Here is a 24,956-nt window from a genome sequence, read left to right on the forward strand (position 1 = left end):
ATTTTTTAAAGGTTACAGTATTCTTTTCTAGCATCGAAACATGGACAAGCTTTTATAAATTCAAAAGGCTCTATAATACCATTCTTGTTTATGTCTGTAGAAAAATCTCTATGTCCTAAAATTTTTGCTTGAGGATATTTTTCTTTTAAGACTAATAGTAATTCTCTCAAAGCTCTTTTTTGTTTTCTTGTTCTCGTGTCTTTTGGAGAAAATCTTTTATTTAAACCTCCGACATATACAATTCCGATTGAGTTTCTATTATGTCCTTTAACATGAGCACCGATTTTATATTCTGGTCTTCCTTCTTCTATAGTTCCGTCTAATCCTATTACATAATGATATCCGATTCCTTTCCAGCCTCTTTCTTTATGCCATAAGTCAATGTCTTTAGCTGTAAACTTTTTCCCTGCAACAGTAGCGGTACAATGAATAACAATGTGTTTAATTTTTCTCATTCTTTTTTCTTTTTTAACTCCCCCGAAGGGTTTGCAGTTCCCTCATTAATAAGAAGAGGTGAACTGCCTTTTGGTGACTCTTTAATAGTATAGTTTTATACTTCGTTCGAGTTGTTTGACGATGCAAATATGGGACGGAATTAGAGTTCTTACAACTTGATTATCAGTGTTTGCGGATAGATTTACAATGGTTGTATTTCGATTTGCAATGGTTGATTTTGAGTTTTAAAATTCCATGTAGTTAAAGCAACTTTGTATCAGAATTTAAACTAAAAAAATATGAATGATTTTAAATTAGACGAAACAGGAGATTTATTAATTGTAAACGGAGATTTTGTAGTTACAGATGCTACATTACAACATCAAGAACACATTATTTTGGCTCAGAAAGGTGAGTATAAAGAGTATCCAGAAATAGGAGTAGGAATTTCGAACATGCTTAATGATGAAAATCCAAGAGATGTTATTACTCAAATCAGAAGAAATTTTCAATATGATGGTATGGAAGTAAAGCAATTGGATTTTGATCCAGCAGGAGATATTGTTGTAGAAGCTCCTTATAGAGAAGTATAAATTAAAAAAAGTAAAAGTAATATGAGTGTAAGAGTAGAAATATTTAATGAATTGTCATCTAGATTAGATGATATGAATTTTTTTCAAATTATAGATATTTATAAAGGACAGTTTTCAGATGAAGATGCAAATGGAATTAGTCATTTTCCTGCAGCTTACGTTTCAATAAGTAGAATTGATTATGAAGAAATGACTGTCGATTTTATTGAGGGTAGAGCAGTAATAGATGTTTATGTTTTCTTCAGGCAATTCGATAACACAGATATTTTAGATAAGAACAAACCAAGTTCTATTGATATTTTAAATATTATGGATGAAATTGTAGATGAACTACATGGAGCTACAGGAAATTTTTTCTCAGAATTATCGCAAACTGCTGAAGAAGATTTAAGCTTTATATATGGAAAACCCGCTTTCAAAGTTTCTTTTTCAACTGAAATTCGAAAGCGAGTTGAACTCGATAATTATATTTTAAACTAGTTTAAAAAGGCGCTTTTATAAGCGCCTTCATTATTTAATATTGCAGAGATGGTTCTTTTACTTATAAAAAACTCTAATGATAAAGTTTCTAAAACTGCATCATATTTCCATTTAGGATACTTATTTGAGATTTGACTAAAGCGTTGTTTTACTTTCTGATTTCTCAATGCAATTAAATTGTTGTTTCTAGCCATAGATATTTCGTTTTTAATGGAGGTTTGTGGTTAAGTTTTTAAAGACTGTGCAATTTTAATTTACACAGTCTTATGTTGGTTTTAATCTTTTAAAATGATTGTTTTGTTATTCAATCTTTTGTATTTCGCGCCTTGACTAAGTTTGTCTTTTTCTATTTCCTTAGCAAGTTTTAACGCTTTCTTTCCTTTCTTTTTTAAATAATTTTGAGATTCCATAGATTTTATTGAGAGTTATTTTTACTGTTTTTTTCTTCTAAAAGAAAATGAAGTACAATTGCACAAATCATAATCATAGCTGTATTGGCTTGAATTTTTAGAAGCATACTCACGTCAATCGATGTTAGTTGTATTAAAACAACAGTAATCAGTAATGTTATACAAGAAATACCAATTACGATAAGTCTGAAATTTTCCATAAGATTTACAAGCTAGAGAATTGAATGTTAATGTCTTTCCATTTATTGTTTTCATCTCTAGTCTTTACACGACAGTATTTAGAAGATCCAGAAACACGTTGACAATCGCTTAATTTTTCAAATTCTTCAATTAATTTTTCGTCTCCCATATCTTTAACTTGTTTGCGAGCTTTAGCTAATAGTTTTGGATCATATTCACCTTTATTTCCTTTAATTAATAAGCCGTCTAAAATGTTATATAATCCTTTGTTACGGTTTGCAAACTTATTTTTAAAGATATCTTTAATAGCATTAATATGAACATTAGCTTCTTCTGTAAACTCTATTCGCTCTTGATAATCTACAGTAACCATTATATTACCTTCTTTGTTTTTTCTAGAGAATGATTTTACATCTTTTGGTTGTCTTCCGTTCAGATTATACATTTCTTTATATAATCTATTGGCTTCTCTAATGGTTTCGTCTTTAAGTTGTTTTAATTGGTTAGAAAGAAACGCAAATTTTTCAGCTGTTTTACTACAAAAGTTTTCATTTTCTTTTTCTAATTGAGCTCTTTTGTTTTGATAAATTAATTTTCTTTCTTGTTGTTTTTTTGCTAAGGCAGCTACTAATTGATGTTCAGTTAATGTGTCGAGGTTAATTGCGGTATTCATAAGCTTTTTTTTCTTTTTTAAATTATTTCAGGTTTAATCCAGTTTTCTTCTATAATACAATCATTAATATCGAGTACTTTATCGTTTACAATTTCGCTAACGGTATATTTTGGTTGAGAGCTTTGTCCGTCCATTACTCTAAACCATGATGCTATTTCGAGATTACAGCAAATTCCCTCTCCAATAGTCATGATTTTTTGTTCGTTTCTACTGTAAGCAATGGCGTTTCTTAATTCTTTAATTCTATTTTCTATTTCTCTTAATCTCATTTTTTTGGTTTTTTTTAAGTTCTAATTCAATTTCATTTTTATCTTTTAATAATGCAGCGTAAATTTCATCATCAAAGTTTTGAGCTAGCATGAGTTCGTATTCCTCTATGCGTTTTTGAAGTTTTTTTTGTGTTTTCATACATTTTATTTTTAGTATAACTGTTTTTTAATAGGAAGTTTTTCATAGGATATTTTTTTTAGTGATAATTTTCTTCTTTTTTAATTGATGTTTTGTTTTTGTTTAATTTGAATCTCTTTTGCTTTTGATAATTTTTTATTAATAATAATTATGTAACCTGTTTTCTTGTTTTTTCTTAGTATTCATGGAAGAATTGCTTAAAATGATAATTTTCAATTGTTTTTACTTTAAAATCTTGTTTTAGTGATTTTTATTTCTTTATATTTGCTTGTCTGATTATTTCATGACAAATATAGTTGATAATTTTCAATAAAAAAATTAAAAGAAGAAAATTATATCTTATTTTGTGTTAAATTTTATTTTTTTTGATACTTCCCCCGAGAATTCCTGAATAAATTAGAGTAAAGTTTTTAAGTATAATTTTAAATAGCATTATATTGGCTTATGGATAAGTAGATTTATACTTGTTCTTAAAAGTTGAATTAGTTGAATATGAAAATAAAAGTAAATTATTATGAGTACTATAGATAGAATAAAGGTTTTGGCGGATCATGAGAATATTAAAATCACAGCTCTTGAAAAGCAAATAGGTGCGAGTAAAGGTGTTCTAAGTAGGGCTTTTAATAATAAGACAGATATACAAAGCAAGTGGTTGACAAAGATAATTGAAAATTATCCCCATTTTGATTCTTTGTGGTTGTTAACAGGAAAAGGTGAGATGTTGGTTAAGTCTGATTTGGTTGTAAATAGTGAGGTTGTGGCAAACAATGTTTTTAAATTAAAGACAGATCATGCTATTGGTAAACAATCGGTACCGTTATATAATGTAGAAGCTGCTGCTGGTTTAGTAGAATTATTTCAATCTCATGGAGATACTCAGCCTGTTGGAACTTTAAATATCCCTAACTTACCTAAATGTGATGGTGCTGTTTTTGTGACAGGAGATAGTATGTATCCGTTGTTAAAAAGTGGTGATATTGTTGCTTACAAACAGATTTATGATTTTTATTCTGAGATTTTCTGGGGTGAAATGTATCTAATATCTGTTGAGGTTGCGGATGAGGAGTTTATTAGTGTAAAATATATTCAGAAATCAGAAAAAGGAGAAGATTATATAAAATTGGTGTCTCAAAATAAGCATCATCAGCCGAAAGATATTAAAATGTCTAAGATAAGAGCAATGGCTTTGGTTAAGGCTTCGGTTAGAATGAATTCTATGGGGTAGTTTTTAAAAAGAAAACCCACTCATTAAAAATGAGTGGGAAAATTGCTATGAAAAAGAAAAGTACAGAACGTCTTCCGTACTGTACTTTTATATAAGCATAAATTATGCCAAAACAAATTAATTTAAATTTTCTTATTCTGTGAGCTCAAATTCTTTTTCAAGAGTTGTAGTTGAGCTTCCTCCAATAAAGACTTGAAACTTTCCAGCTTCTATTATGTGTTCGCCTTCATTGTTGTAAAAACCAAGTTCTTTTTTAGATAAGTTGAACTCAATAGTTTTACTCTCTCCTTTTTTTAAGTTTACTAGCTCAAAACCTTTTAATTCTCTTACTGGCCTTGTAACACTTCCTACTAGGTCTCTTATGTATAATTGAACAACTTCTTTTCCGTCAAGTTTTCCTGTGTTCTTTAAATCTACAGTTACTTTTACAGTGTCTTTAATGTTGAATGTGTCTCCATGAATCTTAAAGTTGCTGTATTTAAAAGTTGTATAACTTAAGCCGTGTCCAAATGGGTATAAAGGAGTGTTTTTAGAGTCGATATAGTGTGACCAAAAAACATTAGGTTCTTCTTTAGGTCTTCCTGTGTTTTTGTAGTTGTAATATATAGGTACTTGCCCAACATTTCTAGGGAAAGTCATTGGAAGTTTTCCGCTAGGATTGTAATCTCCGTAAAGAACGCTAGCAATTGCATTTCCTGACTGAGTTCCTAGTTGCCATGCTTCAATAATAGTTGGGATGTTTTCATCAGCCCATTCTATAGTTAGTGGTCTACCGTTGGTTAATACTAAAACAATGTTTTTATTTGCTTTATAAACTTCTTCAAGTAATTCTTGTTGTAGTCCAGGTAGGTTTAATTCGGTTCTGCTTCTTCCTTCACCACTTTGGAATCCATGTTCTCCAAGAACTAGAACAACTACATCTGCATTTTTAGCGGTGTTAACCGCTTTTTTAATTTCTGAACGATCTGTTGTGTTTACGTTTATATGTTGCGTAAAAGAAGCATTTCCTTCAACTAAATTTAAGCCTTTTTCAAATAAAAGAGTATTTCCTTTATATTGTTGCATACCTTCTAAAACAGAAACTGCTGTGTTGTCATCAGATCCTAATCTCCAGCTACCTAATGGGCTGTTTTTTTCGTCTGCCAATGGTCCTATTAAAGCTATTTTTTGTCCTTGTTTTTTAAGGGGAAGTAAATTGTTTTCATTTTTTAATAAAACAATTGACTTTTTAGCAACATCTAAAACAGCATCATGATGTTCTTTGTTTCCAATGTTATTTTTTTCGTTTTCTGGATCACAATATTTGTAAGGATCATCAAATAGGCCTAATTCAAATTTGACGGTTAAAATTCTTCTAGTAGCATCGTTTATTAATTCTTCTTTAACTATACCGTCTTGAACTAATTTAACAAGTTCTCTAACATAAACGTAACCTTCCATGTCCATATCGGATCCTGCGATTGATGCTAGTTTTGCTGCTTGTCTTTTGTTTTCTGCGTGTCCCCAGATAATGATTTCATTTATCGACGCCCAATCGGATACTACAAAGCCATTAAATCCCCATTTATCTTTCAAAATGTCTCTTTGTAAGAATTTACTAGCTGTTACAGGAACTCCATTAAGTTCGTTGAAGGAGTTCATTAATGTTTTTACTCCACTGTCAACGGCAGCTTTAAAAGGAGGTAGTACTGAATTGTAAAGGGTAGAAGTTCCAATGTCTACGGTGTTGTAGTCTCTTCCGGCTTCTGAGAATCCGTATGCAGCAAAGTGTTTTGCGCATGCTGCTATTGTGTTGTTTTTAGATAAATCGTCACCTTGGAAACCTTTAACTCTTGCTTTTGCGATTTTTGATCCTAAATAAGGGTCTTCTCCAGCGCCTTCCATAACTCTTCCCCATCTAGCATCTCTAGAGATGTCAACCATAGGTGCGAAAGTCCAGTTGATTCCAGAGGCAGAAGCTTCTATTGCAGCTATTCTTGCTGATTTTTCAATAGCTTCTAAATCCCAACTTGCTGCTTCTGCAAGAGGTATTGGAGCTAGTGTTTTGTATCCGTGAATTACATCGAATCCTATAATTAAAGGTATTCCTAATCTTGTTTCTTCTACAGCTATTCTTTGCACTTCTCTTACGTTTTCTGTGCCTCTTACATTAAGCATAGATCCTACCCATCCTTTTTTAAGGTGTTCAAACTTAAGTTTAGCTGTTCCAGCTTCGGGTACTGGACCTGTAACATCCCAAAAACCATTGTATTGATTCATTTGACCAACTTTTTCTTCAAGGGTCATTTTAGAAAGTAAAGAATCTACTCTTTCTTTTATAGTTTCGTTTTTTGTATCAATCATTGAGTTGTTGTTTTTTTTGTAAGAACATCCAAAAAGAAATATAGCAGACATATAATATATTGTAGTTTTTCTCAGGTGATGTTTCATTGTGATCTATAGTTTTAGAAAAGTGGTGTAAAATTAAGCTACAAATCCATTAATTAATTTACTCAAATGATCAAAATTTGATATTTTTTTTAATTATTTAATAATTTTTTGTCATTCAAATGATGAAAAAGTATTATAAAACTTTTTGTATTCCATTAAATTCTGATCTAAATTCACTTGGAGTGTTGTTTTTTATTTTTTTAAACATTCTGTTAAAGTTTGCTAAGTTGTTAAATCCACATTTATATGCGATTTCACCAACGCTTAAATCTGTTTCAAGTAAAAGTCTACTTGCGTAGCTAACCCTGGTGTTGTTTATGTATGATACAAAGGTTTTTCCTGTTCTTTTTTTAATAAACCTATTGAAGGAAACTGGAGTCATATTAACGAGTTCAGAGATTTCGTCTAAAGAAATTTTTCTACTGAAATTGTTTTGAACATATTCGTATACTTTTTTAATTTTTTCACTATTTTCAAAATCATTATAGTTTGAAAAAGATGTAGATAAGAGTTTTTGGTTTCTAGAAATAGATAAATCATGAAGTATAGAAATGAATTCTAAAAAGTAGTCTATTCCAGATATTTTAGGTAGTTCAAGTAGTCTAGGCATGATTTCTTTAACTGTTTTTTCGGAAAAAGCAATGCCGTGAATAGATCTGTTGAGCATATCTCTGACAGATTTAAAAACTCTTCTTGATAGTAGTTTTTCATCAAGTAAATCGTTGTGAATGTGTATTGTTATTTCGTGTATTTCTTTTTCTTTGCAGTTGTGTAGTTCCCAGCAATGCGGTAAATTAGGGCCTACAAGAACAAGTTCATAATCGCTTATTTCTCCTATATGATCTCCTATAACTCTTCTTACTCCAGAACCTTTATGTATGAAGTTTAATTCGTATTCGGGATGAAAATGAATCGGAAAGTCAAAATCGTCTTTAACTCTATAGTAAACTAAAAAGCTATCTGAGGGAGATAGTTGTGTGATTTCTCTGTGGATGTTTTTATTCATTTTGTAAAATTTTATGCTTGTTTTTGTGTTGTTTGTAATTTTTACGGTTCAATAATATTAAAAAATTATTAATGAATGACAAAATTATATTAACGATTAGTTAATATTGGATATACTTTTGTGTTAAACAATAATTTTTGTAGCTAAAAGTGTATCAAAACATTTTGATATTATGTTAATTAATGTGTTTTGAAATTGCTTTTTGATCAAAAAATGACCAAATTACTTATTAATATGAAAAAAAATATCTTTTCGTTTTTCTTGCTAACATTTATGCTGATATCTACTTTCGGTCTAAATGCACAAAATGTAAATGGAGTTGTGTCCGACAACTCCGGTCCGCTTCCTGGGGTAAATGTAATTGTTAAAGGAACTACTCGTGGAACTGAGACAGATTTCGATGGTAAATATTCTTTAAATGATGTTAAATCAAATGATGTTTTAGTTTTCAGTTATGTAGGGTACAAAACAATTGAAATTGCTGTAGATGGAAGAACTACTGTTAATGTGACTCTTGAAGAAGATACAAGTACATTAGAAGAAGTAGTTGTAGTAGGTTATGGAACTAAAAAGAAAAGTTTGGTAACCGGTGCTATCTCTAGTATAGATAGTAAAGAAATACAAAGTGTTTCTAATCAACGTGTAGATCAGGTTTTACAAGGTCGTGCATCAGGTGTAACGGTATCTTCGTCTTCTGGTTCTCCAGGTTCACAGACTAAGATTCGTATTAGAGGTACAGGTTCAAGTGGTAGTTCAAATCCGTTATTTATTGTAGATGGAATGAAAGTGACTACAATTGACAATATTGCACCATCCGATATTGCGAATATAGAGGTGTTAAAAGATGCTGCTTCTGCTGCTATTTATGGTACTGAAGGAGCTAACGGAGTAGTAATTGTAACTACTAAAAAAGGACGTGTTGGAGGTCCTCAGTTTTCTTTTAGTTCTCAGTTAGGTATGCAATACTTAAATACTAATATGGAGTTAATGAATGCAGAGCAGTTCGTAACTTACATGAATGAAGGTGGAATAACAGCTGTAGTTGATAATGGTGTAGATACGGATTGGATTGATGAAACTTTTGACTCTGCATTTATGCAACGTTATGATTTTAGTATGTCTGGTGCTACAGAAAGTACATCTTATTATTTCTCAGTAGGACATACAAGTCAAGATGGTATTGTTGGTGGAGATAATTCTAATTTCCAAAGAAATTCAATGCGTTTAAATCTTAAGACGGATGTAACAAAATGGTTAGAAGCTGGAGCTAATGCTAATGCGGCGTTTATTAAAAGAAGAGGTATTTCTGAGAATAGTGATACAAGAGGTGTAATTCAAAATATGTTAATTATAGATCCACTTACACCAGTTACTTACGAACCTGGAAGTGTTCCTGCTAGTGTTATTCAAAGATCTAGAGATAATGGGGTTCCAGTTTTAAGAGATAGTAATGGAAATGTATATGGTTATCCTACATATTCTACAGGTGAAGTAATTAACCCTGTTGCTTTTGCAAATTCAATTCAACAAAATATTAATAGTACAAGTCAGTTTTTGTCAACATTATATTTAAAAGCAAAAATAATTGAAGGTTTAAATTTTACAACAAGATATGGTGTTGAGCAAAACTTATTTTTAAACAGCACAAATACTAATGCTTATTATGTTGCTTCTGAAGCTTCTAATACACAATATAATATTAGAACTTCTAAAGTTCGTTTTAGTAGATGGCTTTGGGAAAATTTTGCGTCTTATGAGAAATCATTTGATCAACATAACTTTAAAGTATTAGCTGGTTTTTCAGCAGAGCAAAGTAGAAGGCCAACGTTTACTACAAGGTTATTGTCTGCTCCAGTGAATTTATTTAGAGGTTTTAATCCAAATTCTAATGCGTTTACAGAAGATCCAAATTCACCAATTAGTAGAACTTTTAGAGATAACTTAGTTTCTATGTATGGTCGTTTATCATATGATTTTGATGAGAAATATTTGTTTGAGGCTACGGTTAGAAGAGATAAATCAGATAAATTCCCTTCAGCAAATAGAGCAGCGATATTTCCATCATTCTCTGCTGGTTGGGTAATATCAAAAGAAGATTTTTGGGCAGATGATTTCAAAGTAGATTATCTTAAGGCTAGAGCAAGTTGGGGACAAAATGGAAACAAAGGTAATTTAGCAGGAAACTCTGATGTAATTGCTGTAACTAATGAAGATAACGGAGCTACATTAAGTTATTTAGGAAATGTAGGTGCTCAAATTACTGGTTTTGCAAATCCTAATTTAGTTTGGGAAACTTCTGAGCAATTAGGTTTTGGTATTGATGTTAGAGCTTTCGAAAGTAGATTAAATTTCTCTGCAGATTATTACCAAAAAACAACAAGAGATTTAATAGTATTAGATGGTAGTTTAATTACTCCTGGTTCAGCTGGTTTTAATTCAAATTCATTTAATGCAGGTACAATAGTAAATAAAGGTTTCGAATTCGAAATCGGATATTCTGATACAACTTCAGGAGATTTTAGTTATCAAATCAATGCGAACTTATCTACTTTAGATAATGAAGTTACAGAAATTAAATTTTTACCAGATGGTACTTCTTTAGTAGGAGCTGGGGCGCCACAAAATGATGATGGTGTAACAAGGTTTTCTGAAGGTTTTCCAGCGTGGTATTTTTATGGATTCGAAACGAATGGTATAGATGCTGCTACAGGAGAGGTAAATAAAGTAGATACTAATGGTGATGGAATTATCAATAACGCAGATAAAACTTTTATAGGTTCTCCACATCCAGATATTTTATTCGGAGGTAACATAAGATTAGGATATAAAGCATTTGATTTTAATGTGCAATTCCAAGGAACTATCGGAAATGATATTTTCGCAACATATCACCAACCTTCTCGACCAATAACGAATAAACCAGTTCAGTTTTTTGAAGGAAGATGGACAGGGCCTGGAGATACAAATGCTACTTTCCCATCTGCGGCAAATGTTACATCTGCATATGATACAGATTTAGTAGTAGAAGATGGTTCTTTTATGAGAATTAAGCAAATTCAACTAGGATACACGTTACCAGAGAGTTTTACTAATAAATTACGTATGAATAGAGTAAGATTATACGTATCTTTAGATGACTTTTTTACATTCACTGGATATAATGGTTTAGATCCAGAGATAGGTAACTTCAGTTTTAACGATACAGGTGTAGATAGAGGTTTTTATCCAACTGCAGCAAGAGCGCTTTTTGGATTTTCAGTTAACTTTTAATCATTTTTAACAAACAAATTAATTAAATGAAAAAAATAATTTTTGGATTAGCATTTATTTGCTTAGGAATTATTGCATGTAGTGAGGATTTTACAAATAATCCTCCAGAAAATGTTCAGGATCTTGATACTTTCTTTTTAGAAGAAAGTAATGTTGAGCAAGCTGTTATCGGAATTTATGATCTAATGCAGTTTAATTATGCTAGAGATTGGCATAGTGCATTTTTAGTAAAATTATTACCAGGAGACGATGCAAATGCTGCTGGTGGAAATTCAGGAGATCAACAACAATTGCAAGATATTGATGATTATACAAATGTGTCTACATCAAATTCATCAATACAAAGTATTTGGGATCTATATTATAGAACGATCGCATTATCTAACTTAGTTATTCAGAATTTAGAAGGTAGTAGCTTAAGTAATAAAGATAGAGCTGCTGCTGAAGCTAAGTTTTTTAGAGCTTGGTGTTATTTTGAGTTAACTACAATGTTCGGTGATGTGCCATTACGTTTACAGTTACCAGAAGGAGCAGAAGATTTTGGTTTAGGTAAATCGTCACGTTCTGAAATTTATACACAAGTTAAAGCAGATTTGGCAGATGCTATTCAGTTTTTACCATCAAAATCTGCAGTGTCAGATGTGTTTAGAGTTTCAAAAGGAGCTGCGGAAGCTTTAATGGGTAAAGTTTTAGTTTTTGAAGGAAATTATAATCAAGCTATTCCATTTTTTGAATCAGTAATAAACGATCCATCTCACGATTTAGAAGCTACTCCTGCTGATGTTTGGTCTGTAGATAATGAATTCGGTCAAGAATCATTATTAGAATTAGGGTATATTTCTACTACAGGAAGAGATTGGGGAAATATTGCTTGGGGAGGTAGAAACGAAAGTAATCTACATATCCAATTAATGGGGCCAAGAGGAGATGGAATTTTTAATGTAAACTCTATTGGTTTATTAAACGGTTGGGGATTCAATTTACCAACTAATAAATTAGCAATGGCATTTGATGCTAGTGGTGATGTAGTAAGAAAAGGAGCAACTTTAATGACAGAAGCTGAGTTAATTGCAGCAGGAGGAGCAGTAGATGCTGGTTCTGCTACAGGAGGTGTAATTTGGGATTATGAAGGTGCTATACGTTTAAAGTACGCTACAAGATCTGAAGATACTAGTTCAGGAGGAGTTCGTGAATTAAATTATACTACAAATTTCCGTTTATTCCGTTATGCAGAGGTGTTGTTATTAGCTGCTGAAGCATATAATCAAGCAGGAAACGATCCGGCGGCTAGAACTGAGTTAAACAAAATTAGACAAAGAGCTGGTTTAGCTGATATTGATCCTGCTACTTCTGGAAGTAGTTTATTTGATGCTATTGTGAATGAAAAATTCTTAGAATTAGCTCACGAAGGTCAACGTTTTTGGGATTTAGTAAGATGGGGAAGAGCAGCTACAGAATTGGCTGGTACTGGTTATACATCTAAAAACGATTTATTCCCAATTCCTCAAACTGAAATTGATAAGAATACTGGGCTTACTGATGCAGATCAAAATCCAGGATACTAATCCTGATAAAATATCATAGCTGTAGATTGTATTTGAATTAATAATCTAAACTTAGTAAAGCAGTATGATTTTTCATGCTGCTTTATTAATTATTCATCTGTTATTTATGAGAAGTTTTCTGAGTTTTTTCCTTATTGTCCTTTTATTGGGATGCAAACCTCAAATTGAAAAAAATAAAAATTTAAAAATGTTTTCTAAGGTAGATTCTAAGGAGACAAATGTCAATTTTAGTAATGATTTAAAGGAAACAGAAAAATTTAATTACTTCACTTATACCTCTATTTATATGGGAGGGGGAATTTCTATTGGAGATATTAATAATGATGGGTTGTTAGATGTTTTTTTTACTGGAAATCAAGTTTCCAATAAATTATATTTAAACAAAGGTGATTTAAAATTCGAAGATATTACTGATACTTCAGGGATTTCTGGAGATAACAGATGGTATACAGGAACTACAATGGTCGATATCAATAACGATGGTTATATGGATATTTATTGTTCAGTTTCTGGTATCGATGGTGATACAAAAAATCAATTATTTGTCAATAATAAAGACAATACATTCACTGAAAAAGCTGAAGAATATGGTTTAGCTGATACAGGAAATTCTGTGCAAGCTACTTTTTTCGATTATGATAATGATGGAGATTTAGATGCTTATATAGCTAATTATCCACGAGCACATCCTTCAACTTCAAATATGGTGTACAAACATCGTATGGATAATGTTAAACCTGAAGAATCAGATAGGTTATATAGGAATGATGAAGGAAGATTTATTGATGTTTCTAAAGAAAGCGGAGTTCAAAACTATAGTTTTTCATTAGGAATTACAGCTTCAGATATTAATAATGATGGATGGACAGATTTATATGTTTCTAATGATTATAGTGTACCAGATTTCTTGTACATCAACAATCAAGATGGAACTTTTAAAGAAGTGATTAAAGAAGCTACTTCACAAACAGCTTTTTATGGTATGGGAATCGATATTGCAGATATCAATAACGATGGTTTTATGGATGTTTTTCAGGCAGATATGGATTCTGATGACAATCGTCGTCAAAAAGCCAACATGTCTAGTATGAATCCAAGGTTATTTTATGAAACAGTTTTATACGGTTTTCATTATCAGTATATGCACAATTGCTTACAGTTAAATTCTGGATATATTGAAAATGGAATTCCAAAATTTTCTAATGTTTCCCGTTTAACAGGAACTTCTTCTACAGACTGGAGTTGGGCTCCATTATTTGCCGATTTTAATAACGATGGTTATAAAGATTTATATATCACAAATGGAATAAGAAGAGAAGTAAATAACAAAGATTTCTTTAATAGTATTGGAGATGAAAAATATGATAATCTTACCTTATTAGATAAAACTAAAAAAATACCAAGTGAGAAGATTGATAATTTTATGTTTCAAAATCATAACGGATTAGAATTTTCAAAGGTCAATCAAGAATGGGGAATTGAACATAAAGGTTTTTCAAATGGTGTAGCTTATGGAGATTTAGATAATGATGGAGATTTAGATTTAGTTGTGAATAATATAGATGAGGTTGCTACGATTTTTAAGAATAATGCTTCTGAAAAAAATAACTTCTTAAAAGTGAAACTTAAAGGAGATCATCAAAATCCTTTCGGAATAAATGCTAGAGTTCATGTTTTTACTAAAAAACAAAAACAAGTTCAAGAGTTAACACTAACTAGAGGTTTTCAATCTTCAGTTGCTCCAGAATTATTATTCGGATTAGGAAATATTTCAAAAATAGATAGTGTAAAAGTTATTTGGGATACAAAAAATGTTGAGGTTGTAAAAAATATAAAACCCAACCAAACACTACTTTTTAATAAAGAAAAAGCAATAGTAAAAGTTAGTGTAAATAAAGAAAGTACAAATTTATCATTTACTACCAATCAAAAATTATCTCAAGAAATCAAACATTTTGAAAACGAACACGACGACTTTCAAACGCAAGTTTTGTTACCGCATAAAATGTCAACTTTAGGACCAGCTGTTGGAGTTGCAGATGTAAATAACGATGGTTTAGAAGATATTTATATTGGAGGTTCTTACGGAAAATCAGCAAAATTATTTATTCAAAACAAAGATGGTTTTGAAGAAGATAAAACAACAATTTTCAAAAAAGATGAATTATCAGAAGACACAGGAACTTTATTCTTTGATGCTGATAATGATGGAGATCAAGATTTATATGTAGTTAGTGGAGGTTACGAATTTTCTTCAGATTCTAAGAGATTTATAGATAGGTTATATATAAATGATGGAAATGGAAAATTCTCGAAATCGAAATCAATTCCAGAATTAAAAATTAGTGGTTCTAAAGCATATAAAATTGATTTTAATAAAGATGGAAAACAAGATGTTTTAGTTTTAGGAAGACAATTAGCAGGGAAATATCCAATGCCAACATCTTCTTTTATTCTCGAGAATACATCTACGAATACTTCAGTTCAATTTAATAATGTTACAGAAAACATCGCGCCTAGTTTTCAAGATTTAGGAATGGCAACTAGTGCTTTAATCATAGATTTTGATAATGATAGTTGGGACGATATTATCATTGTTGGCGAATGGATGCCAATAAAAGTGTTTAAAAATAATAAAGGAAAGTTTACAGATGTTTCCGAAAAATTAGGTTTATCAAAAGATACTACAGGTTGGTGGTGGAGTATTGCTTCTGGTGATTTCGATAATGATGGAGATTTAGATTTTGTATTAGGAAACAACGGATTAAACTATAAATATAAAGCTACTGAAGATGAAACTTTCGATATCTACATGAAAGATTTTGATAAAAATAGAAAATCAGATATCGTATTAAGTTACTACAATAAAGGAAAGCAATATCCTGTAAGAGGAAGACAATGTTCTTCTGAACAAGTTCCTGGGATAAAAAAGAAATTTAAAAATTATGATGAGTTTTCTAGAGCAACTTTAATTGATGTTTATGGGAAAAAGAATTTAGAAAACTCGTTGCATTACCAAGTAAAATCATTTGCTAGTATTTATCTAGAAAATAAGAATGGAAAATTTGAGATAAAAAAACTTCCTGTAGAAGCACAGTTGTCGAGCATTAATCAAATTCTTGTAGATGATTATAATGGTGATGGTAATAAAGACATTTTAATCGCAGGAAATTTACACAATTCAGAAGTAGAAACACCTCGAAACGATGCAGGTTATGGATTGCTATTGCATGGTGATGGAAACGGTAATTTAAATCCTGTTCCGGTTACAGAAAGCGGTTTCTTTACAAATGGTGATGTGAAAGATTTACAGCGAATACATATAGCAGGAGAAGAGCACATAATTTCTATCAAAAACAACGATTTCATTCAGTTTATAAAAGTTGAAAAATAAGATGAAAAAAATAATAATCCTTTTGGTAATTCTAAACGCGATAGCGTGCAAAGAGAATGTAAAACAAGTTAAAGAAGAAGCAGAATTAGAGTTTAAAATTGATGCAAAATTAGGAGAAGGAGCAATATGGAATCATATTTCTAAAGAATTGTATTGGATCGATATAGAAGGAAAGAAATTACATATTTATAATCCAAGTTCAAAGCAGAATTCTTCAATAGAAATGCCTTGTAGAATTGGTACTGTTGTTCCAAGTGAAGACAAAAATAAAGCTATTGTAGCTTTAGAAGATGGAATTTATGTAGTAAATACAAAAACTAAAGAATTATCGTTGTTGTCAGATGTTGAGTCAGATATGACGGAAAATCGTTTTAACGATGGAAAATGTGATCCAAATGGAAATCTTTGGGTAGGTTCAATGCATTTAGCACAAAATAAACCAAATGCAAACTTGTATAAAATTAATGAAAAAGGAGAGAGTGATAAAATGCTAGATGGAATTACAATTTCTAATGGAATTGTTTGGTCGAAAGACAAATCTACTATGTATTATATCGACACACCTAAAGGAACAATTCGTGCCTTCGATTATGATAAAAAAACAAGTGAAATTTCTAATGAAAGAGTAGTGGTAACTGTCGATCCGAAAGATGGTTTTCCTGATGGAATGGCAATAGATGATCAAGATATGTTATGGGTTGGTATGTGGAATGGAAATGCTGTGGCAAAATACAATCCAAAAACAGGAGCTTTAGAGAAGAAAATTCAAGTACCAGCACACAATGTAACATCATGTGCTTTTGGTGGCGATAATTTTGATGAATTATACATAACTACAGCTTCTGTAGATATGACAGATGAAGAGAAAAAACAATTTCCTTTAGCAGGTTCGGTATTCAAAATTAAACTAAAAGAAAAAGGAGTTAAAAGCAACTTTTTTAAGAAACCAAGTATTCAAATTGCTGAATTAAAATAAACGACTACTTAAATGAAAATAACCAAATTAATCATATGTACACTAGCAATAGTGTTGGTTTCATGTAAAAATGAAGAAATAAAAAATACAAGTAATAATCCTGTTGAAAAGAAAGTTCAAGCTTTATTGGCTAAAATGACCATTGAAGAAAAAATCGGACAATTAAATTTAAGAGGAACATCGAGTAGAGTAAAAGGTTCATTACCAGAAGAATTAAAACAAGCGGTAAGAGATGGTAAAGTAGGAGCTTTTTTAAATGTAATGAATACTAATTATGTAGATGAATTACAAAAAATTGCAACAGAGGAAAGTCCGAATAAAATTCCATTAATTTTTGCTAGAGATGTCATTCATGGTTTTAAAACAATTTTCCCAATTCCTTTAGGATTGGCAGCTTCTTGGAATCCAGAAACAGTAGAGGCTTCTTCAAGAGTAGCTGCAGTAGAAGCTTCATCTTCTGGTATTCGATGGACATTCGCTCCAATGTTAGATATAGCTAGAGATAGCCGTTGGGGAAGAATTGCAGAATCTCCTGGTGAAGATCCGTATTTAGCATCAAAATTATCAACAGCATATATAAAAGGTTTTCAAGGAGAAGATTTAAAAAGTTCTACAAGTATGATTGCTTGTGCTAAGCATTTTATTGGTTATGGAGCAGCTATTGGTGGTCGAGATTACAACACAGCAATCATTAATAAAGAGTTAATGCAAAATGTGTATTTACCACCTTTTAAAGCAGCTTTTGAAGCAGGAAGTCAAACGGTAATGACTTCGTTTAATGAAACTAACGGAATTCCAGCCTCTGGTGATAAAAAGTTATTACAAGATATCTTAAGAAAGCAATTGAAGTTTGATGGTTTTGTAGTAAGTGATTGGAATTCTGTGACTGAAATGATTCCTCATGGATTTGCCAAAGATGAAAAACATGCTGCTGAGATAGGAATCACTGCTGGATTAAATATGGAAATGACCAGTAAATCCTATGAAAATCATGTAAAAGATTTACTGAAAGAAGGAAAACTAAATGAAACTCAAATCAACAGTCTAGTAGCTGAGATTTTACGAGTAAAATTTAGAATGGGATTATTTGACAATCCGAATAGAGATAAAAATCATACTGGAAATTTATATGCTGAATCACATTTAGAATTGGCAAAAAAATCCGCAATTGAAAGTTCTGTTTTATTAAAGAATGAAGGAAATATTTTGCCTTTCAGTAAAGAAACCAAAATTGCCGTAATCGGACCATTAGCTGATAAACCAAGAGAACAATTAGGGACTTGGACTTTTGATGGAGATAAAACACATACGGTAACTCCAGTAGCAAGTTTCAAAAAAGCAAATGTAAATTACGACTTCGTAGAAGGATTATCGTACAGTAGAGATCTGTCTGAAAAAGATTTTCAAAAAGCAATCGCCGCAGGAAAGAAATCAGATGTTATTGTTTTTATTGGTGGTGAAGAAGCAATTCTTTCTGGTGAAGCGCATAGTAGAGCGAATATAGATTTACCAGGAGCACAAGAAAAATTAATTAAAGAATTAGCAAAAACAGGAAAACCAATTGTGTTGGTTATCATGGCAGGTAGACCAATTACATTAACAAATATTATTAACGATGTCGATGCTGTTTTAATGGCTTGGCATCCTGGGACTATGGGAGGACCTGCTATTCACGACATGCTGTTTGGTGTAAAAGAGCCGCAAGGTCGTTTACCAGTTACATGGCCGAAAGTAGCAGGTCAATTGCCATTGTATTATAATCATAAAAACACAGGAAGACCAGCAATTCCAGAAGAGTTTGTACAAATGAACGATATTCCTGTAGGAGCTTGGCAAAGTTCATTAGGTAATACTTCTCATTATTTAGATGTAGGTTACACGCCTCATTTTCCTTTTGGATATGGTTTAAGTTACACTTCTTTTGAGTATAGTAATTTAAAATTATCAACGAATAAATTAACTGATACAAATGAAATAACTGTTGAGGTTACTGTGAAAAATACTGGTAAAAGAGATGGTGAAGAATTAGTACAGTTTTATGTGCAAGATGTTGTTGGAAGTATTACTAGACCTGTGAAAGAATTAAAAGGATTTAAGAGAGTAAGTTTAAAACAAGGAGAAGAACAAAAAGTAAGTTTTTCTATTGGTGTGAAAGATTTAAAATATTACAACAGCGAACTTATTTACGGAGTAGAAAAGGGAGATTTTAATGTTTGGATCGGAAAAAACGCTGCAGAAGGATTAAAAGGTAGTTTCGTTTATGAGTAGTAAAATTATCATCTTAATGGGAGTAAGTGGTAGTGGGAAATCTACTATTGGAAAATTGCTCTCTAAAGAAATCGCTATTCCTTTTATAGATGCAGATGATTTTCATCCAAAGTCAAATGTTGAAAAAATGAGCAATGGAATTCCTTTAAATGATGAAGATAGGAAACCATGGCTCGAAATTTTAAATCAAGAATTAATAAAAGCTGAAGGAAATCAAGGGATAATTTTAGGTTGTTCTGCATTAAAAGAATCGTATCGACAAATTCTTGCTAAAAATATAACCAATATTCATTGGTGTATTTTAAACGGAACATACGAATTGATAAAGAATAGAATGGAGGAAAGATCTGGGCATTTTATGGGATCAGCAATGCTAAAATCTCAATTTGACTGTTTGGAAGTTCCTTCTTACGGAACTCATATCGATATAGATAAAGATCCTTCAGAAATTATAAAAACAATAACAAAAGTTATGGATAAATCATCTTTTGGTGTACTAGGCTTAGGTGTAATGGGGAAAAGCCTAGCAAAAAATATCTTAAACAATGGTTTTTCATTATCAGTTTATAATAGAGAAACTCAAGGAGAAGAAGGAATAGTTGAAGCTTTTGTAGATGCCAATTCTTATGATAAAGTTTTAGGATTTACAGTTTTAAAAGATTTTGTGGATTCTATAGAAAAGCCTCGTAAGATTTTAATGATGATTAAAGCTGGAAAAGTTACAGATACTGTTATTGATAGTATTATGCCTTTTTTAGATGAAGGTGATATTTTAATTGATGGAGGAAATTCTCATTATGAAAATACAAAAAAGAGAAGTGATAATCTTCAGAAAAAAAATATAGAATTTATAGGTTTAGGTGTTTCTGGAGGAGAAGAAGGAGCTTTAAAAGGTCCGTCTTTAATGCCTGGAGGAAATAAGTCAAGTTATGATAAAGTTGCTAAATTTTTAGAAGCAATAGCTGCTAAAGATGAAAGCGGACAAGCATGTTGCAATTATATTGGTCCAGACGGAGCAGGTCATTTTGTGAAAATGGTCCATAACGGAATAGAATATGGAGACATGCAACTTTTGGCTGAGGTGTATGCGATTTTATCTAAAACTATGAGTTATGAAGAAATTGCTTCACTTTTAAAACAATGGAATTCAGGCAAACATTCGAGTTATTTATTAGAAATCACAACAAAAATTCTAGAAGAACAAGAGAATGAAACCTATGTTTTAGACACTATTTTAGATAGAGCTGGAAATAAAGGAACAGGATCATGGTCTAGCATCGCATCATTACAATTAGGAATTCCAACAACAGTAAAAACAGCAGCAGTTCATGCACGTTATACGTCTTCTTTTAAAGATGAACGTAAACGATTATCAGCTTATAAACAAGATATAACTCCAAAAAAAACAGTGGATTTGAAACAATTAGAAGAAGCATATGATTTTGCAAGAACTATAAATTTACATCAAGGTTTTCAGTTATTACAAGAAGCTTCTAAAGAGTACAATTGGAATTTAGACTTAGCTGAAATCTGTAGAGTTTGGTCTAGCGGATGTATCATTAAATCTGAAAAAATAAAAGAATATAGTAAGATTTTAAAAGAAGTAACCACACTTTTCGATGATGAAAAAGCAATCTTAGAATTGTTCAAAAATGAATCAAGTATTGCTTCTGTTTTAAATTATGCGATATTAAATCGAATTCATGTTCCTTGTTTATACGAATCGTATAATTTTTGGGTAGCTATGACAACAGAAAAATCTTCTGCAAATGTCATTCAAGCACAACGAGATTTCTTTGGAGCGCATAGATATCAAAGAATCGATGTTGAAGGAGAAGAAACGTTTCATCATAATTGGAGCTAGATATGTTAGATTTTAATTTAGTTCTTGCAGTTTTAGGCGGAGTAGCTATTTTACTGGTTTTAATTTTACGTTTTAAAATTCAGGCATTTATATCGTTACTTATAGCAAGTGTTTTTGTTGGAGTTTTTTCAGGAATGCCTCCAAAAGAAATTATTACAACCATGCAACAAGGTATGGGAGGAACATTAGGTTTTGTAGCTTTAGTTGTTGGGTTAGGAGCAATTTTTGGTTCTATTTTAGAGCAATCTGGTGGAGCAGAAGCCTTAGCAAATTATTTGTTATCCAAATTTGGAGATAAAAGAGCATCTTGGGCATTAATGTTAACCGGATTTTTAGTTGCAATACCAGTGTTTTTTGATGTAGCGTTTATCATTTTAATTCCATTGGTATATTCACTACAGCGAAGAACAAAAAAGTCATTGTTGTTGTATGCAATTCCTTTATTAGCTGGTTTAGCAATTACACATTCATTTATTCCGCCAACGCCAGGTCCAGTTGCAGTTTCCGATATTTTAAAAGCTGATTTAGGTTGGGTAATTCTCTTCGGTTTTATTGTTGGAGTTCCAACAGCTGTGGTATGCGGACCAATATTTGCAAATTATATTGCTAATAAAATTCATATAGAAGCACCAAAATTATCTTCTAATACAACTGAAATTCAAAATTATCCAGCGGTACGATTAATTATTATGATTATCGGAATTCCAATAGTTTTAATTGTTGCAAATACATTATTAAACAGTCCGTTAATAGGTGAAGATTTAGTTCCTCAAAATGTGAAAGATTGGATCGGAATGATTGGTAATCCATTTATCGCATTAATTATAGCGAATTTAATCGCTTGGTATTTATTGGGAATAAAAAGAGGATTATCAAAAGATGAATTACTGAAAATTGCAACGAATTCAATGGCTCCAGCTGGATTAATTATTTTGTTAACAGGAGCTGGTGGTGTTTTTAAGCAAATGTTAGTGAATACAGGAACAGGAGAAATGTTAGCAAATTATTTCTCAACTATCGGGATCGGAGTTTTATTTTTCGGATTCTTTATCGCAGTTTTAGTTCGTATTCTTCAAGGTTCAGCAACTGTTGCAATGATTACAGCAGCAGGAGTTACCGCTCCTTTGTTAACTGGAGCAGATTTAAGTGAACCTAGTAAAGCATTATTAGTAATCGCTGTAGCTTCAGGAGCATCAATAATGTCTCATGTAAACGATAGTGGATTTTGGCTCGTTGGAAAATATTTAGGTTTAACAGAAAAACAAACGTTTAAAAGTTGGACGGTAATGACAACTATATTAGCTTTAACAAGTTTTACTATAATAACCATTTTATCATTACTCGTTTAAGCCATGATTACACTAAAAGATTTAGCCAAAGAATTAAATGTATCGATATCTACTGTTTCTAAAGCATTAAACAACAGTTACGAAATAAGTGAAGATACCATTGCTAAAGTTAAAGAATTAGCAAAAAAGTATAATTACAAACCAAATAAGGCTGCGCTAAGTCTAAAGAAAAGTAAAACAAGAACTATTGGAGTTGTTTTACCAAATATTTTGAATCCATTTTTTGCAAGATCATTGCATAGTATAGAGCAAGAAGCTTCGAAGCACGATTACAGCATTATTACCTGTATTTCAAATGAATCTATTGATAAAGAGAAAAAGAGTATCGAGCTTTTAACTGATGGAAGTGTGGATGGATTCTTAATTTCTGTAGCAGAAGAAACGCAAACTTCAGGTGAAGTAGAACATTTAGAAGAATTAATGTTATACAATCGATTACCTGTGGTAATGTTCGATCGTTTTATAAAATCTATCGATTGTGATAAAGTGATTATCGACGATTTAAAAGCTGTTTACGAAGCAACGAATTATTTAATTTCTGAAGGAAGAAAAAAGATTATACTCTTAGATTCTTTAACAGGATTAAACGTTGGAAAATTAAGAGTAGACGGTTATAAAAAAGCAATTGAAGAATCTAATTCATATAAAAACTCACCAATAATTTTTGAAGTTACTAACGATGCAAATGTAGATGATAGCATTGAAAAAATTATGTCAACATATAAAGATATCGATGCAATAATTGCAATCGATAATGTGTTAGGTGTAGTTGCATTAAATATTGCTAGGAAATTCAATATTTCAATGCCTTCGGAACTTTCTATTATAGGTTTTTCAGGAAAGAATGTGGTGGTTTTCACCAATCCAAAATTAACAACGATAAGTCAACATACCGAAGAAATCGGAAAAAGAGCTTTACAATTATTAATAGACAGAATAGAGAAAAAAGATGTATCAGAAAACAAAACTTTAGTTATCGATACCAGTTTAATACATAGAGAAACAACCAAATACAAATAAAGTATATGTCAGAATTAAGTAAACTATCATTAAAAGAAAAAATAGGCTATGCCTTAGGAGATACAGCAGCTAATATTGCATGGAGGACAATGGGACCTTTTTTACCAATTTTTTATACCGATGTTTTCGGATTAGGAACAGCAGCTGTAGCAACATTATTATTGGTAGTTCGCTTAGGAGACGGAGCAACAGATTTAATCATGGGAAATATTGCTGATAGAACCCGAACAAAATGGGGGAAATTCAGACCATGGTTACTTTGGACAGCTTTACCGCTAGGTGTAGCTTTAGTATTACGATTTACAACTCCCGATTTAAGTTTGGGAGGAAAAATTTTCTGGGCGTATGCAACGTCTATATTTTATATTCTCGCATATACAGCGAATAATGTTCCATACTCTGCTTTGATGGGAGTAATGACGACTAGCCAGAAAGAAAGAACAGTATTGTCTTCTTTTCGTTTCTTCGGAGCATATTTAGGAGGTGTAATTGCTACTATCGGTGTAATTACGTTAGTTGATTTTTTAGGAAATGGAGATAAAAATGCAGGATATCAATACACTATGTATGTGTTGGCATTTGTTTTAGTTTGTTTTTCTTTTATCACTTTTTATACCACAAGAGAGCGTGTAAAATCTGTTGAAACGGGCGATTTATCAAAAGATTATAAAGATTTAGCAAATAATAAACCGTGGTTGATTTTATTATTTATTGGTTTTGTATTTGTTACATACAACATTATTAAGCAAAGTTCAATAATGTTCTATTTTACACATTATGTGAATGATGAAAATAATTTCTTCGGAAGTTTAACGAGTTGGGGTGGTAAAAACGGATTAGCAGGTTTGTATCTATTATCACTGTTAGTTATTTCAATGATTTCTACCTTTTTTGCACCAGCTTTAACAAAGTTTTTTGGAAAAGTAAAATTATTCATTTTTAGTATTTTATTTTCTGCAGCTTCTGTTGCTGCAATGTATTGGTTAGAAGCAAATCAAATCGGTTCCATTTTTACTTTAGGAATTATCTCAGAATTCGGAGCAGGTTTAATGCCTATTTTATTCTTTGCAATGTTAGGTGACGCTGCGGATTATTCTGAATTAAAAAACGGAAGAAGAGCCACAGGATTAATTTTTTCAGCAGGAACTTTTGCAATGAAATTCGGTGGAGGTGTAGCTGGAGCTATTACTTTAGCTGTCTTAAATTTGTACAATTATGACGGTCAAGCTGCTGTTAAAACAGCAGAAATGTTACAAGGAATTAAATTAAACATGAGTATTGTTCCGGCGGTATTTGTGTTGTTAGGTGTTGTAGCATTATTAGCTTATCCATTAACTCAAAAAAGAATGAAAGAAATCGAAGAAGAGTTAAAAATTCAAAGAGCAGAAGCTAACGAATAATCTTACATAA

Annotated in this window: 21 protein-coding genes; 12 read left to right on the forward strand and 9 right to left on the reverse strand. The window is 31.4% G+C overall.

Going from position 1 to position 24,956, the window contains the following annotated elements; translation table 11 throughout:
- Positions 1-5 precede the first annotated feature (5 nt).
- Positions 6-455 carry an N-acetylmuramoyl-L-alanine amidase gene (locus Q1A46_RS19290; protein WP_299682982.1) on the reverse strand — a complete coding sequence of 150 codons (450 nt, stop codon included), beginning with the start codon at positions 453-455 and terminating at the stop codon, positions 6-8.
- 279 nt (positions 456-734) lie between these two features.
- On the opposite strand from Q1A46_RS19290, the gene Q1A46_RS19295 reads away from it, so the two are divergent.
- Both Q1A46_RS19295 and Q1A46_RS19300 read left to right on the forward strand, forming a co-directional pair.
- Positions 735-1,028, forward strand: a complete 294-nt coding sequence (locus tag Q1A46_RS19295; RefSeq protein WP_299682984.1) for an oxidase — start codon at positions 735-737, stop codon at positions 1,026-1,028.
- Between the two features lie 21 nt (positions 1,029-1,049).
- Positions 1,050-1,508 carry a hypothetical protein gene (locus tag Q1A46_RS19300; protein WP_299682986.1) on the forward strand — a complete coding sequence of 153 codons (459 nt, stop codon included), beginning with the start codon at positions 1,050-1,052 and terminating at the stop codon, positions 1,506-1,508.
- On the opposite strand, the gene Q1A46_RS19305 is transcribed toward Q1A46_RS19300, so the two are convergent.
- The 6 genes from Q1A46_RS19305 to Q1A46_RS19330 form a co-directional block, all read right to left on the reverse strand.
- Positions 1,505-1,702: a hypothetical protein gene (locus Q1A46_RS19305; protein WP_299682988.1), complete on the reverse strand. Its 198-nt coding sequence runs from the start codon at positions 1,700-1,702 to the stop codon at positions 1,505-1,507. The genes Q1A46_RS19300 and Q1A46_RS19305 overlap by 4 nt on opposite strands.
- A gap of 81 nt (positions 1,703-1,783) precedes the next feature.
- Positions 1,784-1,918 carry a hypothetical protein gene (locus tag Q1A46_RS19310; protein ID WP_299682990.1) on the reverse strand — a complete coding sequence of 45 codons (135 nt, stop codon included), beginning with the start codon at positions 1,916-1,918 and terminating at the stop codon, positions 1,784-1,786.
- Positions 1,919-1,923: 5 nt separating this feature from the next.
- On the reverse strand, positions 1,924-2,118 hold the full coding sequence (locus tag Q1A46_RS19315; RefSeq protein WP_299682992.1) for a hypothetical protein: 195 nt from the start codon (positions 2,116-2,118) through the stop codon (positions 1,924-1,926).
- A gap of 5 nt (positions 2,119-2,123) precedes the next feature.
- Positions 2,124-2,771 carry a DUF3164 family protein gene (locus tag Q1A46_RS19320; RefSeq protein ID WP_299682994.1) on the reverse strand — a complete coding sequence of 216 codons (648 nt, stop codon included), beginning with the start codon at positions 2,769-2,771 and terminating at the stop codon, positions 2,124-2,126.
- Between the two features lie 17 nt (positions 2,772-2,788).
- A complete protein-coding gene (locus tag Q1A46_RS19325) occupies positions 2,789-3,040 on the reverse strand; it encodes a hypothetical protein (protein WP_299682996.1) in 252 nt (83 codons plus the stop codon).
- The gene (locus Q1A46_RS19330; protein WP_299682998.1) at positions 3,015-3,179 is read right to left on the reverse strand and encodes a hypothetical protein; all 165 of its coding nucleotides are present in this window, start codon (positions 3,177-3,179) and stop codon (positions 3,015-3,017) included. Before Q1A46_RS19330 ends, Q1A46_RS19325 begins: the two co-directional genes overlap by 26 nt.
- 652 nt (positions 3,180-3,831) lie before the next feature.
- Between Q1A46_RS19330 and Q1A46_RS19335 the strand changes: the two genes are divergently transcribed.
- Positions 3,832-4,404, forward strand: a complete 573-nt coding sequence (locus tag Q1A46_RS19335; RefSeq protein WP_299683000.1) for a S24 family peptidase — start codon at positions 3,832-3,834, stop codon at positions 4,402-4,404.
- A gap of 132 nt (positions 4,405-4,536) precedes the next feature.
- On the opposite strand, the gene bglX (Q1A46_RS19340) is transcribed toward Q1A46_RS19335, so the two are convergent.
- Both bglX (Q1A46_RS19340) and Q1A46_RS19345 read right to left on the reverse strand, forming a co-directional pair.
- Complete coding sequence (bglX, locus tag Q1A46_RS19340; RefSeq protein ID WP_373456522.1) at positions 4,537-6,834, reverse strand: beta-glucosidase BglX; 2,298 nt, start codon at positions 6,832-6,834, stop codon at positions 4,537-4,539.
- A gap of 133 nt (positions 6,835-6,967) precedes the next feature.
- Positions 6,968-7,840, reverse strand: coding sequence for an AraC family transcriptional regulator (locus tag Q1A46_RS19345; protein ID WP_299683004.1), 873 nt, complete (start codon positions 7,838-7,840; stop codon positions 6,968-6,970).
- A gap of 234 nt (positions 7,841-8,074) precedes the next feature.
- Between Q1A46_RS19345 and Q1A46_RS19350 the strand changes: the two genes are divergently transcribed.
- From Q1A46_RS19350 to Q1A46_RS19390, 9 genes are all read left to right on the forward strand, one after another.
- The gene (locus tag Q1A46_RS19350) at positions 8,075-11,110 is read left to right on the forward strand and encodes a TonB-dependent receptor (protein ID WP_299683006.1); all 3,036 of its coding nucleotides are present in this window, start codon (positions 8,075-8,077) and stop codon (positions 11,108-11,110) included.
- A gap of 26 nt (positions 11,111-11,136) precedes the next feature.
- A complete protein-coding gene (locus Q1A46_RS19355; RefSeq protein WP_299683008.1) occupies positions 11,137-12,675 on the forward strand; it encodes a RagB/SusD family nutrient uptake outer membrane protein in 1,539 nt (512 codons plus the stop codon).
- A 187-nt stretch (positions 12,676-12,862) separates the two neighbouring features.
- Positions 12,863-16,069, forward strand: coding sequence for a VCBS repeat-containing protein (locus Q1A46_RS19360; protein ID WP_299683010.1), 3,207 nt, complete (start codon positions 12,863-12,865; stop codon positions 16,067-16,069).
- 1 nt (position 16,070) lies between these two features.
- Positions 16,071-17,045 (forward strand): SMP-30/gluconolactonase/LRE family protein, encoded by a 975-nt coding sequence (locus Q1A46_RS19365; RefSeq protein ID WP_299683012.1) that lies wholly within the window; start codon positions 16,071-16,073, stop codon positions 17,043-17,045.
- Between the two features lie 12 nt (positions 17,046-17,057).
- On the forward strand, positions 17,058-19,313 hold the full coding sequence (gene bglX / locus Q1A46_RS19370) for a beta-glucosidase BglX (RefSeq protein WP_299683014.1): 2,256 nt from the start codon (positions 17,058-17,060) through the stop codon (positions 19,311-19,313).
- Positions 19,306-21,177, forward strand: a complete 1,872-nt coding sequence (gndA, locus tag Q1A46_RS19375) for an NADP-dependent phosphogluconate dehydrogenase (protein WP_299683016.1) — start codon at positions 19,306-19,308, stop codon at positions 21,175-21,177. Before bglX (Q1A46_RS19370) ends, gndA begins: the two co-directional genes overlap by 8 nt.
- A 2-nt stretch (positions 21,178-21,179) precedes the next feature.
- Entirely contained in the window at positions 21,180-22,526 is a 1,347-nt protein-coding gene (locus Q1A46_RS19380; RefSeq protein ID WP_299683018.1) for a GntP family permease, read from the forward strand.
- A 3-nt stretch (positions 22,527-22,529) separates the two neighbouring features.
- Positions 22,530-23,546, forward strand: a complete 1,017-nt coding sequence (locus Q1A46_RS19385) for a LacI family DNA-binding transcriptional regulator (protein ID WP_299683020.1) — start codon at positions 22,530-22,532, stop codon at positions 23,544-23,546.
- A 5-nt stretch (positions 23,547-23,551) separates the two neighbouring features.
- On the forward strand, positions 23,552-24,946 hold the full coding sequence (locus tag Q1A46_RS19390; protein ID WP_299683022.1) for an MFS transporter: 1,395 nt from the start codon (positions 23,552-23,554) through the stop codon (positions 24,944-24,946).
- Positions 24,947-24,956: the final 10 nt, after the last annotated feature.

Source organism: uncultured Tenacibaculum sp. (genome assembly GCF_947502995.1).
GTDB lineage: Bacteria > Bacteroidota > Bacteroidia > Flavobacteriales > Flavobacteriaceae > Polaribacter.